We start from the raw sequence: 17,135 nt of genomic DNA, 5'->3' as shown, positions 1-17,135 counted from the left end.
TGAAAATTTGTAATAAATACAGTGAAATGTTGAAAATGAAGAATTTCACTTAATGAAATTGTTAATAGGAAATGAACAAATTAACAATCCTTGTAAAGATTGTTTTAATTAAAAAAAGAAAATAATATTGAATTATAGTTGGTATTTAATTATTGTTTCAATAGTAATAAGTACTAATTTAAGTATCTATAAAATTCTATGGAGAAAATATCTCATTAAATAATATGAAGACAATAAAATAGATAAAATCAAAATAAAAAAATTTACTATATAAGGTGAAAATTATTGGTTGTAGCAAACAAGAATGTATTATGGTTAAAACCAAAAACTTTGTTGCTTGTTAAAAAAGGAGAATTAAGATGTCATATTTAGATAATTTAAAATTATGGAAAGATGCTAAAAATTTAGATCCAACATTAGCCGCTGAATTTCAACAAATGTCTGAAGCAAATTTAATTGCTGCTTTTTCAGATGATTTAGAATTTGGAACTGCTGGATTGCGAGGATTATTAGGTCCAGGAACCGGAAAAATGAATTTATATACAATTCGAAGAGCAACATTAGCTTTTATGCAATATTTAAAAACAATTTATTCTGCAACAGATTTAAAATCAAAAGGAATTGTAATTGGGCATGATAACCGTCATTTTTCAGCTGAATTTGCACAAGAAGTAGCAAATATTTTTGCTAGTAATAATATTAAAGCAATTTTATTTACTAATAATGACCTTCGCCCAACGCCAATGGTTTCTTATACCATTCGGAAAATAAAAGCGGTAGCGGGTGTTATTATTACAGCAAGTCATAATTCGCGTGAATATAATGGTTATAAAATTTATGATCATAATGGCTCACAGTTTTTGCCAGTCGCAACTGATGTCATTGGTGAAAATTACTTAAAAATTAAAGGAGAAGTTTTTACTTTAACTTTAAATCCAGATTCAACTTTAATTAGATATGTTGCAAAAGAAGTCGAGGATAATTATGTCAGCGATGTTAAAGCAATGCAGTTTTATCCAAATCAAAAACGTAATATTAAGATTGTTTTTTCTAATTTGCATGGAACAAGTAAAGAATGAACTCCACGAATTTTAAAAGAATGTGGCTATAATGTTACGATTGTAGAAGAGCAATTTGATAATGATCCTAATTTTACTTTTGCCCCTAATCCGAATCCAGAATTAACAGAATGTTATCATTTAGCATTAAAATATGCGAAAAAAATTAATGCTGACGTTATTATTTTAAATGACCCTGATGCTGATCGTTTAGGAATTGGTGTTAAAATCAAAGATCATGAGTATTATTTAATGACTGGAAATGAAACAGCTCCGGTATTAATTGAGTATTTATTTTCCCATTATCAACGTCAAAAAACATTACCTAAAAATGGGGTTATGTATAATACTTTTGTTACTGGAAATTTATCAGATAAAGTAGCTGAAAGTTATGGTGTTCAAGTTATTAAAACATTAACTGGTTTTAAATGAATTGGGGATCAAATGAGCAAAGCAACAGATAAAGGGTTAGAATTTTTATTTGGATTTGAAGAAGCATATGGTTATGTTTTAAAAGACATAACTCGTGATAAAGATGGAATTCAATCATCATTAGTCTTAGCAGAAGCTTGTTGGTATTATCATAATCAAGGAAAAACATTATATGATGTTTTAGTTGAACAATATAATAAATTTGGTTATTTTTATTGTAAAACAGTTAATTTAGTTCGTGATGGAATTGATGGCAAAAAAATTATTAATAATATGTTAAAAAAATTACGACAAGAAACAATTACTAGTTTAGATAAAATTAAATGTATTAAAAAAGAAGATTATTTGCATGGTTTATATGAAATGCCAGGCCAAGACTTACTAAAGTTTTATTTTGCAGATGGTAGTTGATTTGCAGTTCGTGCAAGTGGAACAGAACCAAAAATAAAATTCTATTTTGTTTGTGTTGATAAAACAAATGAAGAAGCAAAAAGAAAAATGGAAGCAATGTACCAAGAATTAGAAACTAATTATTTAAAAGAATAAAAGTTATGCTAATATATAGTTAGAAAATAGGGGGGTTTGGGTATGGCAAAAATTATTTTTGAAGCTGATGATAATCGCAAAGGAATTCTTGATAAAATTTTTGTTACAAATAAACAAGTTGTCCAAAAGGGGGATAAACTTGCTAACATTATTACACAAAATAAAGTTTATGAAATTAAAGCGCCAATTACTGGCGAAGTGTTAAATCTTATTGTTTATGAAAATAAAGTTATTAATAGTGGTGATGTTTTATTAGATTTATTACCATTTGAGGCAACCTTTAATGAACATGACAATAATTTTGAGCAACCCTATAATACTATTTCTTTTAATGGTTTTGGAAAATATAATGTACAAAATCGGCCACCAATTGATGTTAAAAAATCAGAAACAGAAATTTTTCGCGAAGAATTAATTGAAACATTACTAGCGCGTGAAGTAGCTGGTGAAAATCCACAAGATGATTTTGAAGATTCAATTGAAATTGATTTACCAGAAGAAAATATAGCACAAGATTCAACCCCATTTTTTAGCCAAAATAATGATTCAAAGACATTTCTGCTTAAAGATAAAGTTGAAAATGTTCTTGAGAATATTCCTAGTGAAGAAAATATTGAAACATTGCAAAAAGATTTGGGTGATTTAAAAGAAGATTTGGCAATTGTTAAAGATGATTTAGCAACAATGACAATTGAAGAAGAAGTTATTGAAGAACTTGAAAATTTAGAACGTGATTTAGCATTTACAGCAGAAATGGCTGCGAGAAAATAAGTTGATGATAAAAAACTAGACCCCTTTACATCATCAACCCTTTGATAGAGAAGAATACAAACAAGAAAATTATACAAAAGAAGAATTAAAAAGTAATTTTGCTCAAAGTATAAATAATGTTGATGATTCAAAAATGGAACCTATTATAAATTTAGAACAAGATAAATTAGTGGAAAATAAGTCGAAGGAGCATCATAGTGAACATTCAAAGTCACATTCGACGGTTCATTCGTCTGTTTCCTCTCATCTTAAAAAGCATAAGTCAGAAGATGCAACGTCAAGGGAACATTCCGCTTCTTCAGAACATAAAATAAAAGAAAATCCACAAACTTTGCAAGTTGACAAGGTAAAATTAAATCAAGAAGCAATTATTCGTGCAAAAGAAATTATGGAAAGTAAAAAAATATTGTCCATGGTTTTATTGATGTTGAAGTTGATGTTAGTGAGTTAGTTAGTTTATTGTCAATTATGCGTGAAGCATATTCACAAAATGATATTGAATTAACATTATTGCCTTTTTATGTTAAAGCAGTCTATGATGGATTAAAAAATTCCCTGTTTTAAATGCATCCTTTATTAGTCAAAAAAATGAAATTTTATTAAAATGATTTTATAATATTGCTTTTAGTGTAGATAGTGATACTGCAGTAAAAATGCCTGTTTTATATAATTTAAAAAATGTTTCAATTAAAGAAATTGCTTCAAAGGTAACAAAATTAATAAGTAAAAGTATTAGTAATGAATTAAAAGAAAAGAACTGTCAAGATGCCTCATTTTCAATTATAAATTATGGGGAATATGTAATAACACAGGGAACATTTACAATTCCAGATGATAATGTTGCCGGAATTGCAATGGGTATTATTTTTAAAAAACCTGTTGTGGTTGAAAAAAATGATATTGCAATTCGTAATATTATGGTAATTACATTGGGGTATAATGAAGCTGCAATTGATATTACTGAAGCAAGTAAATTTATCCATTATGTTGCATATTTATTATCAAATCCAGGGCTTTTTATTATAAGATAAAAAGTCATTACTCACTTTTTTATTTCTAGGAGGGGAAAAATGAATATTAAAGATTTAACAAAAGAAGTTAATAATGTAAAATTAATCGTAATTGCTGATAAGGTGACCCAAGGAACAGCATCTAATGGCAGCACTTATTTATCAATAACCTTGAAAGATCGTTCTGGAACAATTGAAGCAAGGTTATGAGATGCTCGTCCTGCTGACATTGAAAGTTGAATTAAAGGTAATTGTTACAAAGTAAATATTAATATTATTGAGTATCGAAAAGTTTTACAAGCAAAAATTAATAGTTATAATATTGTTGATAATGCCAGTATTAATCTAGATGATTTTATTGAAGTTGCGCCGCTTCCAGCAAATGCAATGTATGATGAAATTATTACAACAGTAAAAAAAATGAAAACAACTGAATATCGTGAAATTATGACTTTAATTTTAGCAAAATATGCTGAGCAATTTAAAATTTGACCAGCTGCTATTCGTAATCATCATGAAATTAAATCAGGTTTAATTTGGCATAGTTTAACTATGCTGCAAATGGCAAAAAATGTTGTCAATGTTTATCATGATCGTTTAATTGATGCGGAACTATTATATTGTGGTGTTATTTTACATGATTTAGGAAAAGTTATTGAAATTACAAGTGGTGCTACAAATGATTTTTCATTTGAAGGAAAATTACTTGGTCATATTTCAATTATGGCAAATGAATTAAATCATCTTGCCCAAAGTAATAATTTAAATTCAGAAAAAATTGTTTTATTAGAACATATGATTTTAGCTAGCCATGGTCGATTGGAATATGGTTCACCTGTTGAACCACACTTATTAGAAGCAGAAATCTTATCATTTTTAGATAATTTAGATGCACGAATTTACCGTATTGATAAAGAACTAGAAAAAACATTGCTTAATGAGCAAACACAACGCTTGTTATCTGTTGAAGGCCGTTGATTTTTAAAACATTTTGAAAAATAATGATTAATTTAATTTTAAAAAGTTTAAAATTTTTTTAAAATTTTATATTTTTTGCAATTTTTTTCTGTTTTTCATTTGATTTTTCTTTTTTATTTTTTGTAACAGGTATATAATAAGATTACGGTATGATTTAATTTTCAGGAATAAATGCCATAACAAAATAACTATTGGCACATTTAGTTAGTTATATCGAAAGAACTATTAATACTACTAAGAATAGAAAAGGAGAATATAACATGAAGATTATTGTAGTTGGAACTAACCATGCAGGTACAACTGCTGTTAGAACCTTAAGACGATTAGATCCGAAAGCAGAAATTGTTACTTATGATAAAAACAACAATATCTCATTTTTAGGATGCGGAATTGCACTATGAGTTTCAGGAGAGGTAAAAGATCCAAACGGTTTATTTTATGCTTCACCAGAAGTATTAAAAAATGAAGGTATTAAAGTAAACATGGAGCATGAAGTATTATCAATTGATAATAAAAATCAAAAAATTCGTGTAAAAGATCTAAAATCAGGAAATGAATTTGATGATAATTATGATAAATTGATTTTAGCGATTGGTTCTTGACCAATTATTCCACCAATTGAAGGAATTAAGCAGGAAGGTGTTCATATTGTTAAATGATTCCAACATGGGGAATTAGTAAAAAAAGCAAATGATGACAAAAATATTCAAAATGTTGTTGTATGTGGGGCAGGATACATTGGCGTTGAATTAGTTGATGCTTTTCATCAAAAAGGAAAAAATGTTACTTTAGTTGATATTTCAAATCGTATTATGCCACGTTATTACGATAAACCTTTTACTGATAAAGTTGAAGCAGCAATGCGTAAAGCGGGTGTTAATTTACGTGGTGGCGAAAAAGTTATTAAATTTGAGGGTAACAATAATAAAGTAACAAAAGTAGTAACAGATAAAGGTTCATATGATGCTGATTTAGTAATTTGGTCAGTTGGTTTTAAACCTGCAACAGAAATTTTAAATGGTGTTATTGATTTAGACAAAAATGCAGCCATTAAAGTTGATCAATATATGCAAACATCAGACCCAAATATTTTTGCAATTGGTGATTGTGTTGAAGTTTATGATAATGCTAAGAAACAGCCAGCATATATTGCTTTAGCAACAAATGCTGTCCGAACAGGAGTTATTGCAGCTGTTAATGCCTTAAAACCAGCAGGTTTAGCATCACCAGGATTCCAAGGTTCAAATGCAATTAATGTTTTTGGTTGAGCGCTAGCTTCAACAGGAATGACAGAAACGGTGGCAAAAGATTTAGAATTTGATTACGATCAAATTACATTTACGGATAATGATCGTCCAGAATTTATGGATACATATCAAGAAGTTTTAATTAAAATTCTTTGAGACAAAAAAACAAGAAAAATTATTGGTGCACAAGTAGCTTCAGATGCTAATCATACCGAAGTTATGTATATGTTTTCATTAGCAATTATGAAGGGAGTTACAATTGATGAACTACCATTAATTGATATTTTCTTCTTGCCACATTTTAATAAACCATATAACTTTATTACTTTGCCAGGCTTAGAAGTATTAGGATTAAATTACTTTAAAAAATAAGAAAAATGATTTGTTTTGAAAATTCTTCTACAGATGTTTATTTTAATTTGGCTTTAGATGAGTATCTTTTAAAAAGTGATATTAAAGATAACATTTTCTTTTTGTGAAAAAATTTTAATACAATTGTTATTGGTCGAAATCAAAATACGATTGAAGAAATTAATTTACAAGCGGTTGAAACTGATAAGGTGAATGTTGCTCGTCGAATAACAGGTGGTGGGGCTGTTTATCAAGATGATGGTAATTTGTGTTTTTCCATTATTGTTAATAAAGATGATAAAATAGCGCAAAATTATGAAAGTATTTTACAACCTATTATTAATGTTTTACAAAAACTTGCTTTAAATGCTAAGTTTGCTGGTAAAAATGATATTGAAATTGATGGCAAAAAAATCTCTGGTAATGCACAAATAAAGTATAAAAATCGGTTGCTACACCATGGAACATTTTTATTTGATGTTGATTTAAGTAAAATGCAAAAATACTTAAATGTTAATCAAGATAAAATTATTTCAAAAGGAATTAAATCAATTCCGGCACGAGTGACTAATATTCGACCATTATTAACAAATGATATTACAATTGATGAATTTATGCTATTTATTACTAATGAGTTTTTAGCACAAGGAACACCAGTCTTAGATTTACCACCAGATATTATTGCGGCAGTTAATAAACTAGCTAATGAAAAATATCGAACATGGGAATGAAACTTTGGTAATTCATCTGAATTTAGTTATCAGAATAAAATTCGATATGAAGGAAAAGGTACCGTTGATGTGCGTTTAAATGTTAATGAAGGAAAAATTACGAACATTAAATTTTTTGGTGATTTTTTAGGTTCTGGTGGAACAGAGCCACTTGAAACTCTTTTAACAGGTTGTAAATATAATCTGGATAAAATTAAAACAAAATTATTAGAAATTAATATTAAAGATATTTTTGGAGATAAATTTGAACTACAAGAAATTTTAGATGTTATTTTTTCCTAAAAATATTAAAAAAACAGGAAAGGCAGGAATCAAAAAGATGTATTTTAACAAATTTGATTCGTTAAAAAATGAAATGCTTCAAATTATGGATGCAACGGGAAAGATTGTTAAACCAGATTTGATGCCAAAAATTAGTGACGATGAAGTTTTAACAGCGTATAAATTAATGTGCTTATCACGTCGCCAAGATGATTTTCAAAATAAAATTCAAAGACAAGGAAGAATGCTATCATTTCTTTCATCAACTGGGCAAGAAGCAACTGAAGTAGCATATGGAATGCAAATTATTAAAGGAAAAGACTGATTTTCCTCAGCATATCGAAATAATGCTGCTTGATTAGCAACAGGTGTTCCAATGCGCAATATTATGTTATATTGATGTGGAAATGAAATGGGAAGTTATATGCCAGAAGGAATTAATACTTTACCAATTAATATTCCAATTGCAACACAATATTCGCATGCAACTGGGTTAGCATTTTCTGAAAAATATAATAAACGTGATGGTGTTGTTATTACAACAACTGGTGATGGTGGTTCTTCTGAAGGAGAATTTTATGAAGCAATGAACTTTGCGAAGTTACATGAAGTTCCAGCAATTTTTATTGTGGAAAATAATCAGTATGCAATTTCAACTCCGCGTCGTAAAGCAACGAAAGCAATAAACTTTGCAGTAAAAGGAATTGCGGTTGGAATGCGAAATATTTTAGTTGATGGGAATGATTTTTTTGCAGTTTATGCTGCTGTGCAAGAAGCTATTAAATTTGCTCGTAAAGGTGAAGGACCATCATTAATTGAATGTAATACTTATCGAATTGGGGCGCATTCATCAGCTGATGACCCCAAGGTTTATCGTGATGAAAAATTACATCAAGAGGCATTAAAAAAAGACCCTTTAATTTGTTTAAAAGCTTATTTAATTAAACAAAAAAAATGATCAGAAAAAGAACAAGATAAATTAGATGCTGAACAAGATAAATTTATTAAAGATGAATTTGCATGAGTTGAAGCAAACAATACTGTTTCAATTTATGATATTTTTGCTTACAATTATGCTGAAATACCAAAATTTTTAGAAAAACAATATCAAGAAGCAGAAGCATTTTTTGCAAAATATCCAAGTAAAGGAGGACACCACTAATGCCAGTTGTAAATAATATCCAAGCATTAACTCATGCTTTAGATTTAGCAATGGTAAAACACCAAAATATTGTGATTTATGGTGAGGATGTTGGTTTTGAAGGAGGAGTCTTTCGTGCTACTCTTGGTCTACAAGCAAAATATGGAGAAAACCGTTGTTTTGATGCGCCAATTGCCGAAGCAACATTAGTTGGAACAGCAGTGGGGATGGCCATTAACGGAATGAAACCAATTGTTGAAATGCAATTTGAAGGATTTTCATATCCAGCATTTCAGCAACTTTTTACCCATGTTGCTCGATTACGTAATCGCTCACGCGGTCGTTTTACTTGTCCATTAATTGTTCGTATGCCAATGGGTGGTGGAATTCGTGCGTTAGAACATCATTCTGAAGCAGTTGAAGCAATGTTTGCACATAATCCAGGTCTAAAAGTAGTTATTCCTTCAACTCCATATGATACCAAAGGATTATTATTAGCAGCTGTTGAATCACCTGATCCAGTTATCTTTTTAGAACCAACGAAGATATATCGCGCTTTTAAACAAGAAATTCCTGATGAATATTATACTTTACCAATTGGTGAAGGTTATAAAATTCAAGAAGGAGATGATTTAACAATTGTTACTTATGGAGCACAAGTTAGTGAATGTGAAAAAGCTTTAGCACAATTAAAAGAAGAAAGTTTTTCTGTTAATGCTGATTTAATTGATTTACGAACAATTCAACCATGAGATCGTGAAATCGTTATTGAATCTGTTAAAAAAACAGGACGAATTTTAGTTGTTCATGAAGCTGTTCGTTCATTTTCAGTCGCATCCGAAGTTATTACAACTGTTAATGAAAAATGTTTTGAATATTTAAAAGCCCCAGCGGGACGAGTAACTGGTTATGATATTATTATTCCATTTGATCGTGGTGAACATTATCATCAACCATCAGTTCAAAAAATTGTAGTTAAAATTAAAGAATTAGTTAACTACCAATTTTAGATAGGAGTTGAAAGTAAAAATGGTAAAATTTAAATTCGCCGACATCGGTGAAGGATTAACAGAAGGAAAAGTAGCCAACGTTATGATTAAAGTTGGTGACAAAATTAAAGATGGAGATGAAATGTTTGCCGTTGAAACTGATAAAGTTAATACGGAAATTTTTGCACCATGTGATGGTATTGTTAGCAAAATTAATATGAAAGTTGGCGATACAATTTATGTTGGTGATGTAGTAGTTGAAATTGATGATGGTACTGCTGGCGATAGTCCAGCACCAGCAGTTCCCGAACAGCCAACAGTAGCACCAGTTGAAGAAGAAAAAGCAGCAGGAGTAGTTGGAGCAGTTCCTATTTCTAATACCGTTTTAGCACCACGTCATTTACCAAGTAATGGTAATACTAATGTTGATCATAATAAAAATGTGTTATCAACACCAATTGTGCGAAAAATGGCAGCTGATTTAAAAATTGATTTAACACAAATTCAAGGTTCAGGACCAAACGGTAAAATTATGAAAGCTGATTTAGACCAAAGGGCGAAAAGGGCAGTAATTGGTTCTACTTTATCAACATTGCCAATTGATATTCCGCAAATTAATGCAACTGGTGCTGTTCGCCGCGAAGCAATGTCACCAATTCGGAAAGCAATTGCAAAACAAATGACTTTATCAAAAACTGTTATTGCTGAGACAACATTAATGAAAAATATTGATGTAACAAAATTAATTGAAATTAGAACACAATTAAAAGGTCAAGCAGAACAACAAGGAATCAAGTTAACATATATGCCTTTTTTTTTGAAAGCTTGTGCAATTGCTTTAAAAGATTTTCCAATTTTAAATGCGTCATATGATCAAGACCAACAAGAAATTATTTTTAAAGACTATTATAATATTGGAATGGCAACTGATACACCGACTGGTTTAATGGTTCCTGTTGTTAAAGGGGTTGATCAGTTAAATATTCTGCAAATTGCAAAAATGATTAATGATTTAGCAGCAAAAACACGTGAACGTAAATTAAAACCTGATGAAATGAAAGATGGAACCTTCACAATTACTAATTTTGGGTCAGCGGGCATTGAATTTGCCACACCAGTAATTAATTTCCCAGAGGTAGCAATCTTAGGGGTTGGAATTATTAAAAAAGCACCAGTTATTAATAAAAATAATGAAATAGAAATAAGTTCAATCTTACCATTATCGTTAACGATTGATCATCGTTTAATTGATGGTGCAGATGGTGGTCGCTTTTTAGCACGAGTAACAGCGTTACTAGAATCACCAGCTTTATTATTATTGTAAGAGAAGAGGTTATGAAATGGAAAACAAATATGATGTAATTATTGTTGGAGCAGGTCCAGGTGGTTATGTTACAGCGATTAAAGCAGCACAAGAAGGTTTAAAGACACTAATTATTGAAAAAGAATATTATGGTGGTGTTTGTTTAAATGTTGGTTGTATTCCAACAAAAGCGTTATTAAAAAGTAGTAAAGTATATGATATGATGAAACATGCTGACAATTATGGGATTGATGTCGCAAAAGCAGCAGTAGCGCCAAATTGAGTAAAAATGCAAGAACAAAAAGCAAAAGTAGTAACGCAATTAACAAAAGGGGTTGAATTTTTATTGAAAAAAAATAAAGTTGATCTAGTTAAAGGCGAAGCAAAAGCAATTGACAAAAATACTGTTGAAGTTGCTGGTAAACGTTATTTATGTACTAATTTAATTATTGCAACTGGAAGTGTTTCACGTGGATTACCATTACCAGGGTTTGAGCAAGCTAAAAAATCTGGTTATGTTATATCATCAACAGAAGCTTTAGCATTACCAGTAATTCCAAAAAAATTAATTATTATTGGTGGTGGTGTAATTGGAATTGAATTTGCTTGCTTATATCATCGTTTAGGAACCGAAGTAACAATTTTGCAAGGTTTAGACACTATTTTAGAGTTATTGGATAAAGATATTCGTGAAGAATTAACAAAATTGTTGATTAAAAATAAGGTAAAAATTGAGACTTCAATGAAAATTAAAGCAATTAAAGGTAAATCAGTAATTTATGATAATAGTGATGGTAAAGAAGTAAAACTAACATCAGATTATTGTTTAGTTTCAGTTGGTCGAACACCAGTAACAACTGGTTTTGAAAACATTGGGTTAAAAATCGGAGAAAGAAAAAACATTGAAGTTGATGAGCAATATAAAACAAACTTGCCAGGTGTTTATGCAATTGGAGATGTTGTGGAACGTGCGATGCTGGCTCATGTTGCTTCAGCACAAGGAATTTTAGTAATTGATAGTATTAAAGGAAAAAATGTAAAAATAAATTATAATCGAATTCCTTCGTGTATTTACTCATTCCCAGAGGTAGCAACAGTTGGAATTACTGAAGAACAAGCAATTAAAGCTAAAATTGCTTATAAAGCATTTAAATTTCCGTTATCAGCAAATGGTAAAGCAATAGCTGATGGTGAAACTGATGGTTTTGTTAAAATCTTATGTGACCCAAAATATGGCGAAATTTTAGGAGCGCATATTGTTGCTGCAACAGCAACAGATATGATTTCTGGAATTACTGCTTGTATGGAAACAGAAGGAACAATTCATGAATTGGCAAAAACAGTTCACCCACATCCAACCCTATCAGAAATTATTATGGAAGTTGCTCATGGTTTAGAAGGCCATGCAATTCATATTTAAAGTTACAGAAGTAACTTTTTTTATTTAAAAAGAACAATTAAAAAGCTTAATTTTGTTCAAAAAGGTTGCTTTGCATTTAATATTAATTTTGTTATAATAAATCCATTCAATAGGTCTATTATTAAGCTTACTAAAGGAGATTTCAATGGCAAGAAAACCAGGTAGTTGACATAAACTTAATAACTTAACAAAGAATGTTACTGTAGCATGACGTAAAAAAGGTTGACTTTCCGCAATTTGTGCTGTGTTATATCTTGGTGCTTTAATTCCCTCTGCTTATTTTGGTGTGTCATTTTTAGCAAATATTTTAAACTATGGTGAAATTGAAACTGATGGACCCTTGCCTGATGTTAATGATGGGGATTATTTTGAAGTTAACTTTGCAAAAACAAAACTACGCGATAATACAACAACAACTCCGGTTTTTGAAACTTATGAAATTCCTTCTGACCCTAATACTGGGGAAGTTGCACAAACTCGCGCTCGTGCGAGATCATTACGATTAGAATATGTTTATAATTTAATTTTTGAAAAAGCACCTAGTTTATACATTACAAACAATATCTTTTTTAAGAATAAATACAAAGATCCTAAGCAAATTCAAATTTTAGATATTTATACTGATTCATGAGGGACACAACAGTTAAGTCTTGCTGATGTGCAACAAAACCAATTTAATTTGATGAAAAATTTATTATTTTTAAAAATCAAATACGAAGACGTAATCCAAAAAAATCTGGTTTGAATGCCAACCCTATTTGTTGGAAATGAAGGATTTTTATCAAACTTTTTAAGTTTTAAATTAGGAGAAACAAGAAACAAAGATGATTTAAAACCAACAATTTGAGAAAAACAAACAAATGTTCTAGGTGAACAAGCTAATAATATTATGATTAATGGTACTAATGATAGTTTGGCGTTAGCAGATCAAGTTTATGCTGCCTATAAAGAACGTTTTGCTTCTTTTTATACAGAAAATAAAGGAAATGATAAAGAATTTATTGGTGATTATAATCCATATAGTAATTTTGTTATTTCAAGTGTTAATCAAAATGATCAACTGTTTCCAGGAACTGCTATTGATAGTACGCATTACATGCTTGATATTAATCGAGTAATTCAGTCAGCATATAAAAAGGGTGATTCAGAGCAAAGTTTTGCAAAAACAGATACTCAAATTAATGGTAAATATATTCCACAATTATTAATTTTTTTAATTAATATTTTAGAAATATCACAAAATCGTGGTTTAGTTTTACCAAAAGAACTTGTACCAACCGAATGACAATTTTGATATCAATATCTTCAACCAAAACGTTTAAATGTTAACCAACCAGAGCAATTTTACTTTATGTTTTTACCGCAAGGTAAAACAATTCAAAATGTGATTGCAAATCGATTGGGAGAGCAAATTAAAGATGTTTTAAATGGAAAATATTCGTTAGCAACAGCAATTAGAGAATTACAAGAAGATGTTTTGAGTAACCCTAATAGTTCAAAATATAAATGAGTTTATGATTGAAATATTTTACCATTTCAATCATATGGAATAATTGAAAAAGCAGATTATACTGTTGTTAAAAGAACGATTCAAGAAAATGGTGATTTAACAATTAGTTTTAATAATAATCAAATGGCAAAAACAAACTATGTAATAATTGATCAACCATCATTACATTCAATTACTAATTTAGTTAATCCTGGTGATCATGATGCCTATTTAATTAATGATAAACAAAAACGAAATACTTTATTTGCAAAATATTGAAGTGCTAATTTATATGGAGTACAAAAACCATTAAATTACATTGATATTGATGTTCGAAATATTCCACATGATGTAACTTCATTTAAAACAATGCTACAAAAACAAATTGTTAATCGTACATGGGAATTTATACAAAATATTAGTCAAATGGTAGGAAACAATTTAAACATTAGTGATAATGTATCACAAATAGATTATGCTAATGGAATTGCAAAAGATATTATCACATTTACACCTTTAAATAATTATCATAATAGTGCTGCTACTTTTAATGATTGATTTTATGCATTACAAATTAGCAGTGAAGAAAGATATAGTAATTTAACTGTTCTTGATATTAAATTAGAATTAAAAGCAAAAGAAAATGTTCCAGACTATCTTCAAGCAATTACTTTCCGTTTTAACATTAATTATATTTAAAATTTATGTATAAAATATGAAAATGTGTAGAAACCACATACATTTTGTATTTTTGTGGTATTTACATTTTTACAAAATAAATTTTATTAATATTTTAAATAAGGAGTTAAAATTATGCAAACAAAGCAATATTTAATTTTGCGGTCATTAGTGAAAAAGTATGGTAAAGATATTGTTATTAATACTGTTAATAAGATTGTAAAAGATATTGAAATTAAAAAGTAAAAGAATAAATTATTTTGCGTAATTTATTAGCGGATAATTTATTCAATAATGTTTTTAAGTGGAGCGAAGCGACAACGAGCAGAGCGAGTTTGCAAATTTCAATTTTTTAATTTATGAAAGGTTCACGGTCAAATTAAAATGGTTAATAAGCCAATTGAAGAACCCCCGTAGTTGATTTATCCTATAAAACTTATCAATTTGTGCCAAGAAAACAAAGTAGTTCGGACAACCAAGTGCCATATTTAGCTCATCAAATTTGAGGCGATATTATTAAAAATTCAATATTTATTGATAAAGATAAACCAACTTTTGGGCTTTCTAAAATTCAAACGGATTGAAACTACTTTGAGTCAATTTGTCAACAACTAGATGAAGTGATTAATAAATATGATGTAAGTAGTAGTGATAATAAAATTCCTTTAGAGTTGCAGTTTTCATCTAAAAATAATGCTATTTTTACAGGTCAAGTTACTCTTAAATTAAATTTAACCCCAACTGTCCCAATTAAGTTTAATCTTGATTTAACAAGTTCAATGTTACCAATCTTTATTCGTAGTTTACCAAGAACATTAGCAGATAAAAAAGAATTAGTAAAAAATATGGTTAATGCAATCCTATATGATGGAATCATAAAAAATCCAAGTTTAAAAGGACAACAGCCAAATATTTTATGAGAATTATTATCTTATGATACAGAATCAGAAGAATTCATTGAACAATTTAATTTCCCAACAGAAAATAATCCACAACAAGAATTGATTATTAAGGTTAAAACATCAACTGGCCAATTCTCTAATGGTACATTTATGTTAAAAATAAACTTAATTTATCAGCCTTGAAACTCTTCAAAAAAGAAGAGTTTTTTCTTTTATTAGATTTAGAATAAAAGTTAAATAGTTCCTAATATTAGAAAACCAGCTGTCTATGCACTAATTTCTTATGCATAAAATAAATTTGGTAAATCAAAAATTAGTGAATCTGTAGGTTTAGATATACTATTTGAAAGTGACAAAACTAAAAATTTTTCAAAGTCAGTTTCAAACCTAAATAGATTTAGATAGAATATTCAAGATTTTTTATCTAAATTTTAGACCAAATGATTATTTTATTATGTTAATTTTTAAGAAAAATTTAACAGATATTAAAACTACAAAAAGGTATTTTTATCATATTTTTTAATGTTGAAATAGATATGATAAACTACCTAATTATGATACAATTTTGCATATAAAAATAATTATATTAATTATTAGTTTATTAAAATAATAACAACTAAATAGAAAAAATAAAAAGTTAGTAAATATTTAAAATTAATTTTGTGAATTATGGAAGGAAGATATAAAACTTCTTTTGAAGATAGTCAATGTAAAGATTTTTTAAGTTTATAGTTTATTATATTGGCAACTTCTTGATAATAATTTCTTGAATAAATACTTAAATCAATTCCTTTGGAAAATCAATGTCTAAAATAACGAATTGCTCTTTCAACTTTGGTTTTTGAGTTGGAGTTCCAGCGTCACAAAAATATACTTTAGCATTTGTTATTTTTTCAATTTTTTCTCAATCAGCAAATTCTTTGCCTTGATCTGTTATTATTCCTTTGCATCTATCTTTAAAAAATCTATTAGAAAAAATTCGTTTTAATGCCTTTGCAACTTCTTTTGTTGTTTTTTTTAATGGTTCAATGATTTTAAATTGCGTTAATTCTTCGATTAAAAATAAACAAACACTATTGTTTTTACCAACCATAGTGTCTATTTAAAATCAACCAAATTCATATTTATCATGTTTTGCTTCTTCAATAGTTCTAAAATTTCTTATTTTCCCGCGATTATCAATCCTATTTTTTGTTTTATATTTTCTACCGTGAAAATACAAATTATCTTTCTTGAAATTTAAAAATCCCAAATGAATATATTTATATAAAGTTTTAAAACATATGGGAAATTTAACACCAAACTCTTTTTCATATTTTTTACAGATTTGTTCTGGTGAATCATGAAATTTGTTATATTTTTCATCTAGTCATTCTAAAATATTTAGCAATAATGATGATTTTTTAAAACATTTTTGTCGTTTTTGTAAATAATCTTCGTGTGCTAATTTAGCGTCATATTCATTATCATTTAACCTTTTTATTTCTCGTCTAATTGTATTGCGATTTTTATGCAATATTTTTGCTATTTTAGATATATTGGATTTACCATTTTTTCTTTTTAAAGAATTAAGTTCTAATAAATCTTTTAACATTACTCTTTCTTTAAAAGTAAAATGATGCTTTGTTTTACCCATTTTAAAAAATCCTTTCTTTTATATACAAAGTTAATTTATAGTTTTTTGAGTTTTTGGGCGAGCGGTTGATTTTCTTAAATTTTTGTGATAAAATCATTTACAAGCTAAAAAAAGTTTTGAGATTCTTTCAAACAAATTTGGGAACCTTTATAAAATTCTTCGCTTAACGCTTAATAATCACAATAATAATCA

13 protein-coding genes and 1 pseudogene are annotated in these 17,135 nt (G+C 28.5%); 13 read left to right on the top strand and 1 reads right to left on the bottom strand.

The window, feature by feature from the left end; all coding sequences use genetic code 4:
• The first annotated feature begins 359 nt into the window (after window positions 1-359).
• From ACZ91P_RS10540 to ACZ91P_RS10480, 13 genes are all read left to right on the top strand, one after another.
• The gene (locus ACZ91P_RS10540) at window positions 360-2,036 is read left to right on the top strand and encodes a phospho-sugar mutase (protein ID WP_465155808.1); all 1,677 of its coding nucleotides are present in this window, start codon (window positions 360-362) and stop codon (window positions 2,034-2,036) included.
• 42 nt (window positions 2,037-2,078) lie between these two features.
• Complete coding sequence (locus tag ACZ91P_RS10535) at window positions 2,079-2,807, top strand: biotin/lipoyl attachment domain-containing protein (RefSeq protein ID WP_465155806.1); 729 nt, start codon at window positions 2,079-2,081, stop codon at window positions 2,805-2,807.
• A gap of 133 nt (window positions 2,808-2,940) precedes the next feature.
• Window positions 2,941-3,258, top strand: coding sequence for a hypothetical protein (locus ACZ91P_RS10530; RefSeq protein ID WP_465155804.1), 318 nt, complete (start codon window positions 2,941-2,943; stop codon window positions 3,256-3,258).
• Window positions 3,259-3,349: 91 nt separating this feature from the next.
• Window positions 3,350-3,838 carry a 2-oxo acid dehydrogenase subunit E2 gene (locus ACZ91P_RS10525; RefSeq protein WP_465158980.1) on the top strand — a complete coding sequence of 163 codons (489 nt, stop codon included), beginning with the start codon at window positions 3,350-3,352 and terminating at the stop codon, window positions 3,836-3,838.
• A gap of 39 nt (window positions 3,839-3,877) precedes the next feature.
• Complete coding sequence (locus tag ACZ91P_RS10520; RefSeq protein WP_465155802.1) at window positions 3,878-4,819, top strand: 3'-5' exoribonuclease YhaM family protein; 942 nt, start codon at window positions 3,878-3,880, stop codon at window positions 4,817-4,819.
• A gap of 236 nt (window positions 4,820-5,055) precedes the next feature.
• Window positions 5,056-6,414 carry an FAD-dependent oxidoreductase gene (locus ACZ91P_RS10515; RefSeq protein ID WP_465155800.1) on the top strand — a complete coding sequence of 453 codons (1,359 nt, stop codon included), beginning with the start codon at window positions 5,056-5,058 and terminating at the stop codon, window positions 6,412-6,414.
• Between the two features lie 5 nt (window positions 6,415-6,419).
• Window positions 6,420-7,406: a lipoate--protein ligase gene (locus ACZ91P_RS10510; protein ID WP_465155798.1), complete on the top strand. Its 987-nt coding sequence runs from the start codon at window positions 6,420-6,422 to the stop codon at window positions 7,404-7,406.
• 37 nt (window positions 7,407-7,443) lie between these two features.
• On the top strand, window positions 7,444-8,547 hold the full coding sequence (pdhA, locus tag ACZ91P_RS10505; RefSeq protein ID WP_465155796.1) for a pyruvate dehydrogenase (acetyl-transferring) E1 component subunit alpha: 1,104 nt from the start codon (window positions 7,444-7,446) through the stop codon (window positions 8,545-8,547).
• Window positions 8,547-9,536 carry an alpha-ketoacid dehydrogenase subunit beta gene (locus tag ACZ91P_RS10500; RefSeq protein ID WP_465155794.1) on the top strand — a complete coding sequence of 330 codons (990 nt, stop codon included), beginning with the start codon at window positions 8,547-8,549 and terminating at the stop codon, window positions 9,534-9,536. Before pdhA ends, ACZ91P_RS10500 begins: the two co-directional genes overlap by 1 nt.
• A gap of 19 nt (window positions 9,537-9,555) precedes the next feature.
• Entirely contained in the window at window positions 9,556-10,839 is a 1,284-nt protein-coding gene (locus tag ACZ91P_RS10495) for a dihydrolipoamide acetyltransferase family protein (protein ID WP_465155792.1), read from the top strand.
• A gap of 16 nt (window positions 10,840-10,855) precedes the next feature.
• A complete protein-coding gene (gene lpdA / locus ACZ91P_RS10490) occupies window positions 10,856-12,238 on the top strand; it encodes a dihydrolipoyl dehydrogenase (RefSeq protein WP_465155790.1) in 1,383 nt (460 codons plus the stop codon).
• Between the two features lie 145 nt (window positions 12,239-12,383).
• On the top strand, window positions 12,384-14,426 hold the full coding sequence (locus ACZ91P_RS10485) for a hypothetical protein (RefSeq protein WP_465155788.1): 2,043 nt from the start codon (window positions 12,384-12,386) through the stop codon (window positions 14,424-14,426).
• A gap of 425 nt (window positions 14,427-14,851) precedes the next feature.
• Window positions 14,852-15,526, top strand: a complete 675-nt coding sequence (locus ACZ91P_RS10480; RefSeq protein ID WP_465155786.1) for a hypothetical protein — start codon at window positions 14,852-14,854, stop codon at window positions 15,524-15,526.
• 374 nt (window positions 15,527-15,900) lie between these two features.
• Here ACZ91P_RS10480 and ACZ91P_RS10475 read toward each other — a convergent pair.
• Window positions 15,901-16,943, bottom strand: a pseudogene (locus ACZ91P_RS10475) (IS30 family transposase).
• Between the last annotated feature and the right edge of the window lie 192 nt (window positions 16,944-17,135).

This window comes from Spiroplasma endosymbiont of Halictus nicosiae (assembly GCF_978018445.1).
Note: the sequence above shows the minus strand (reverse complement) of the source record. Positions and strands in the feature narration are given on the sequence as shown.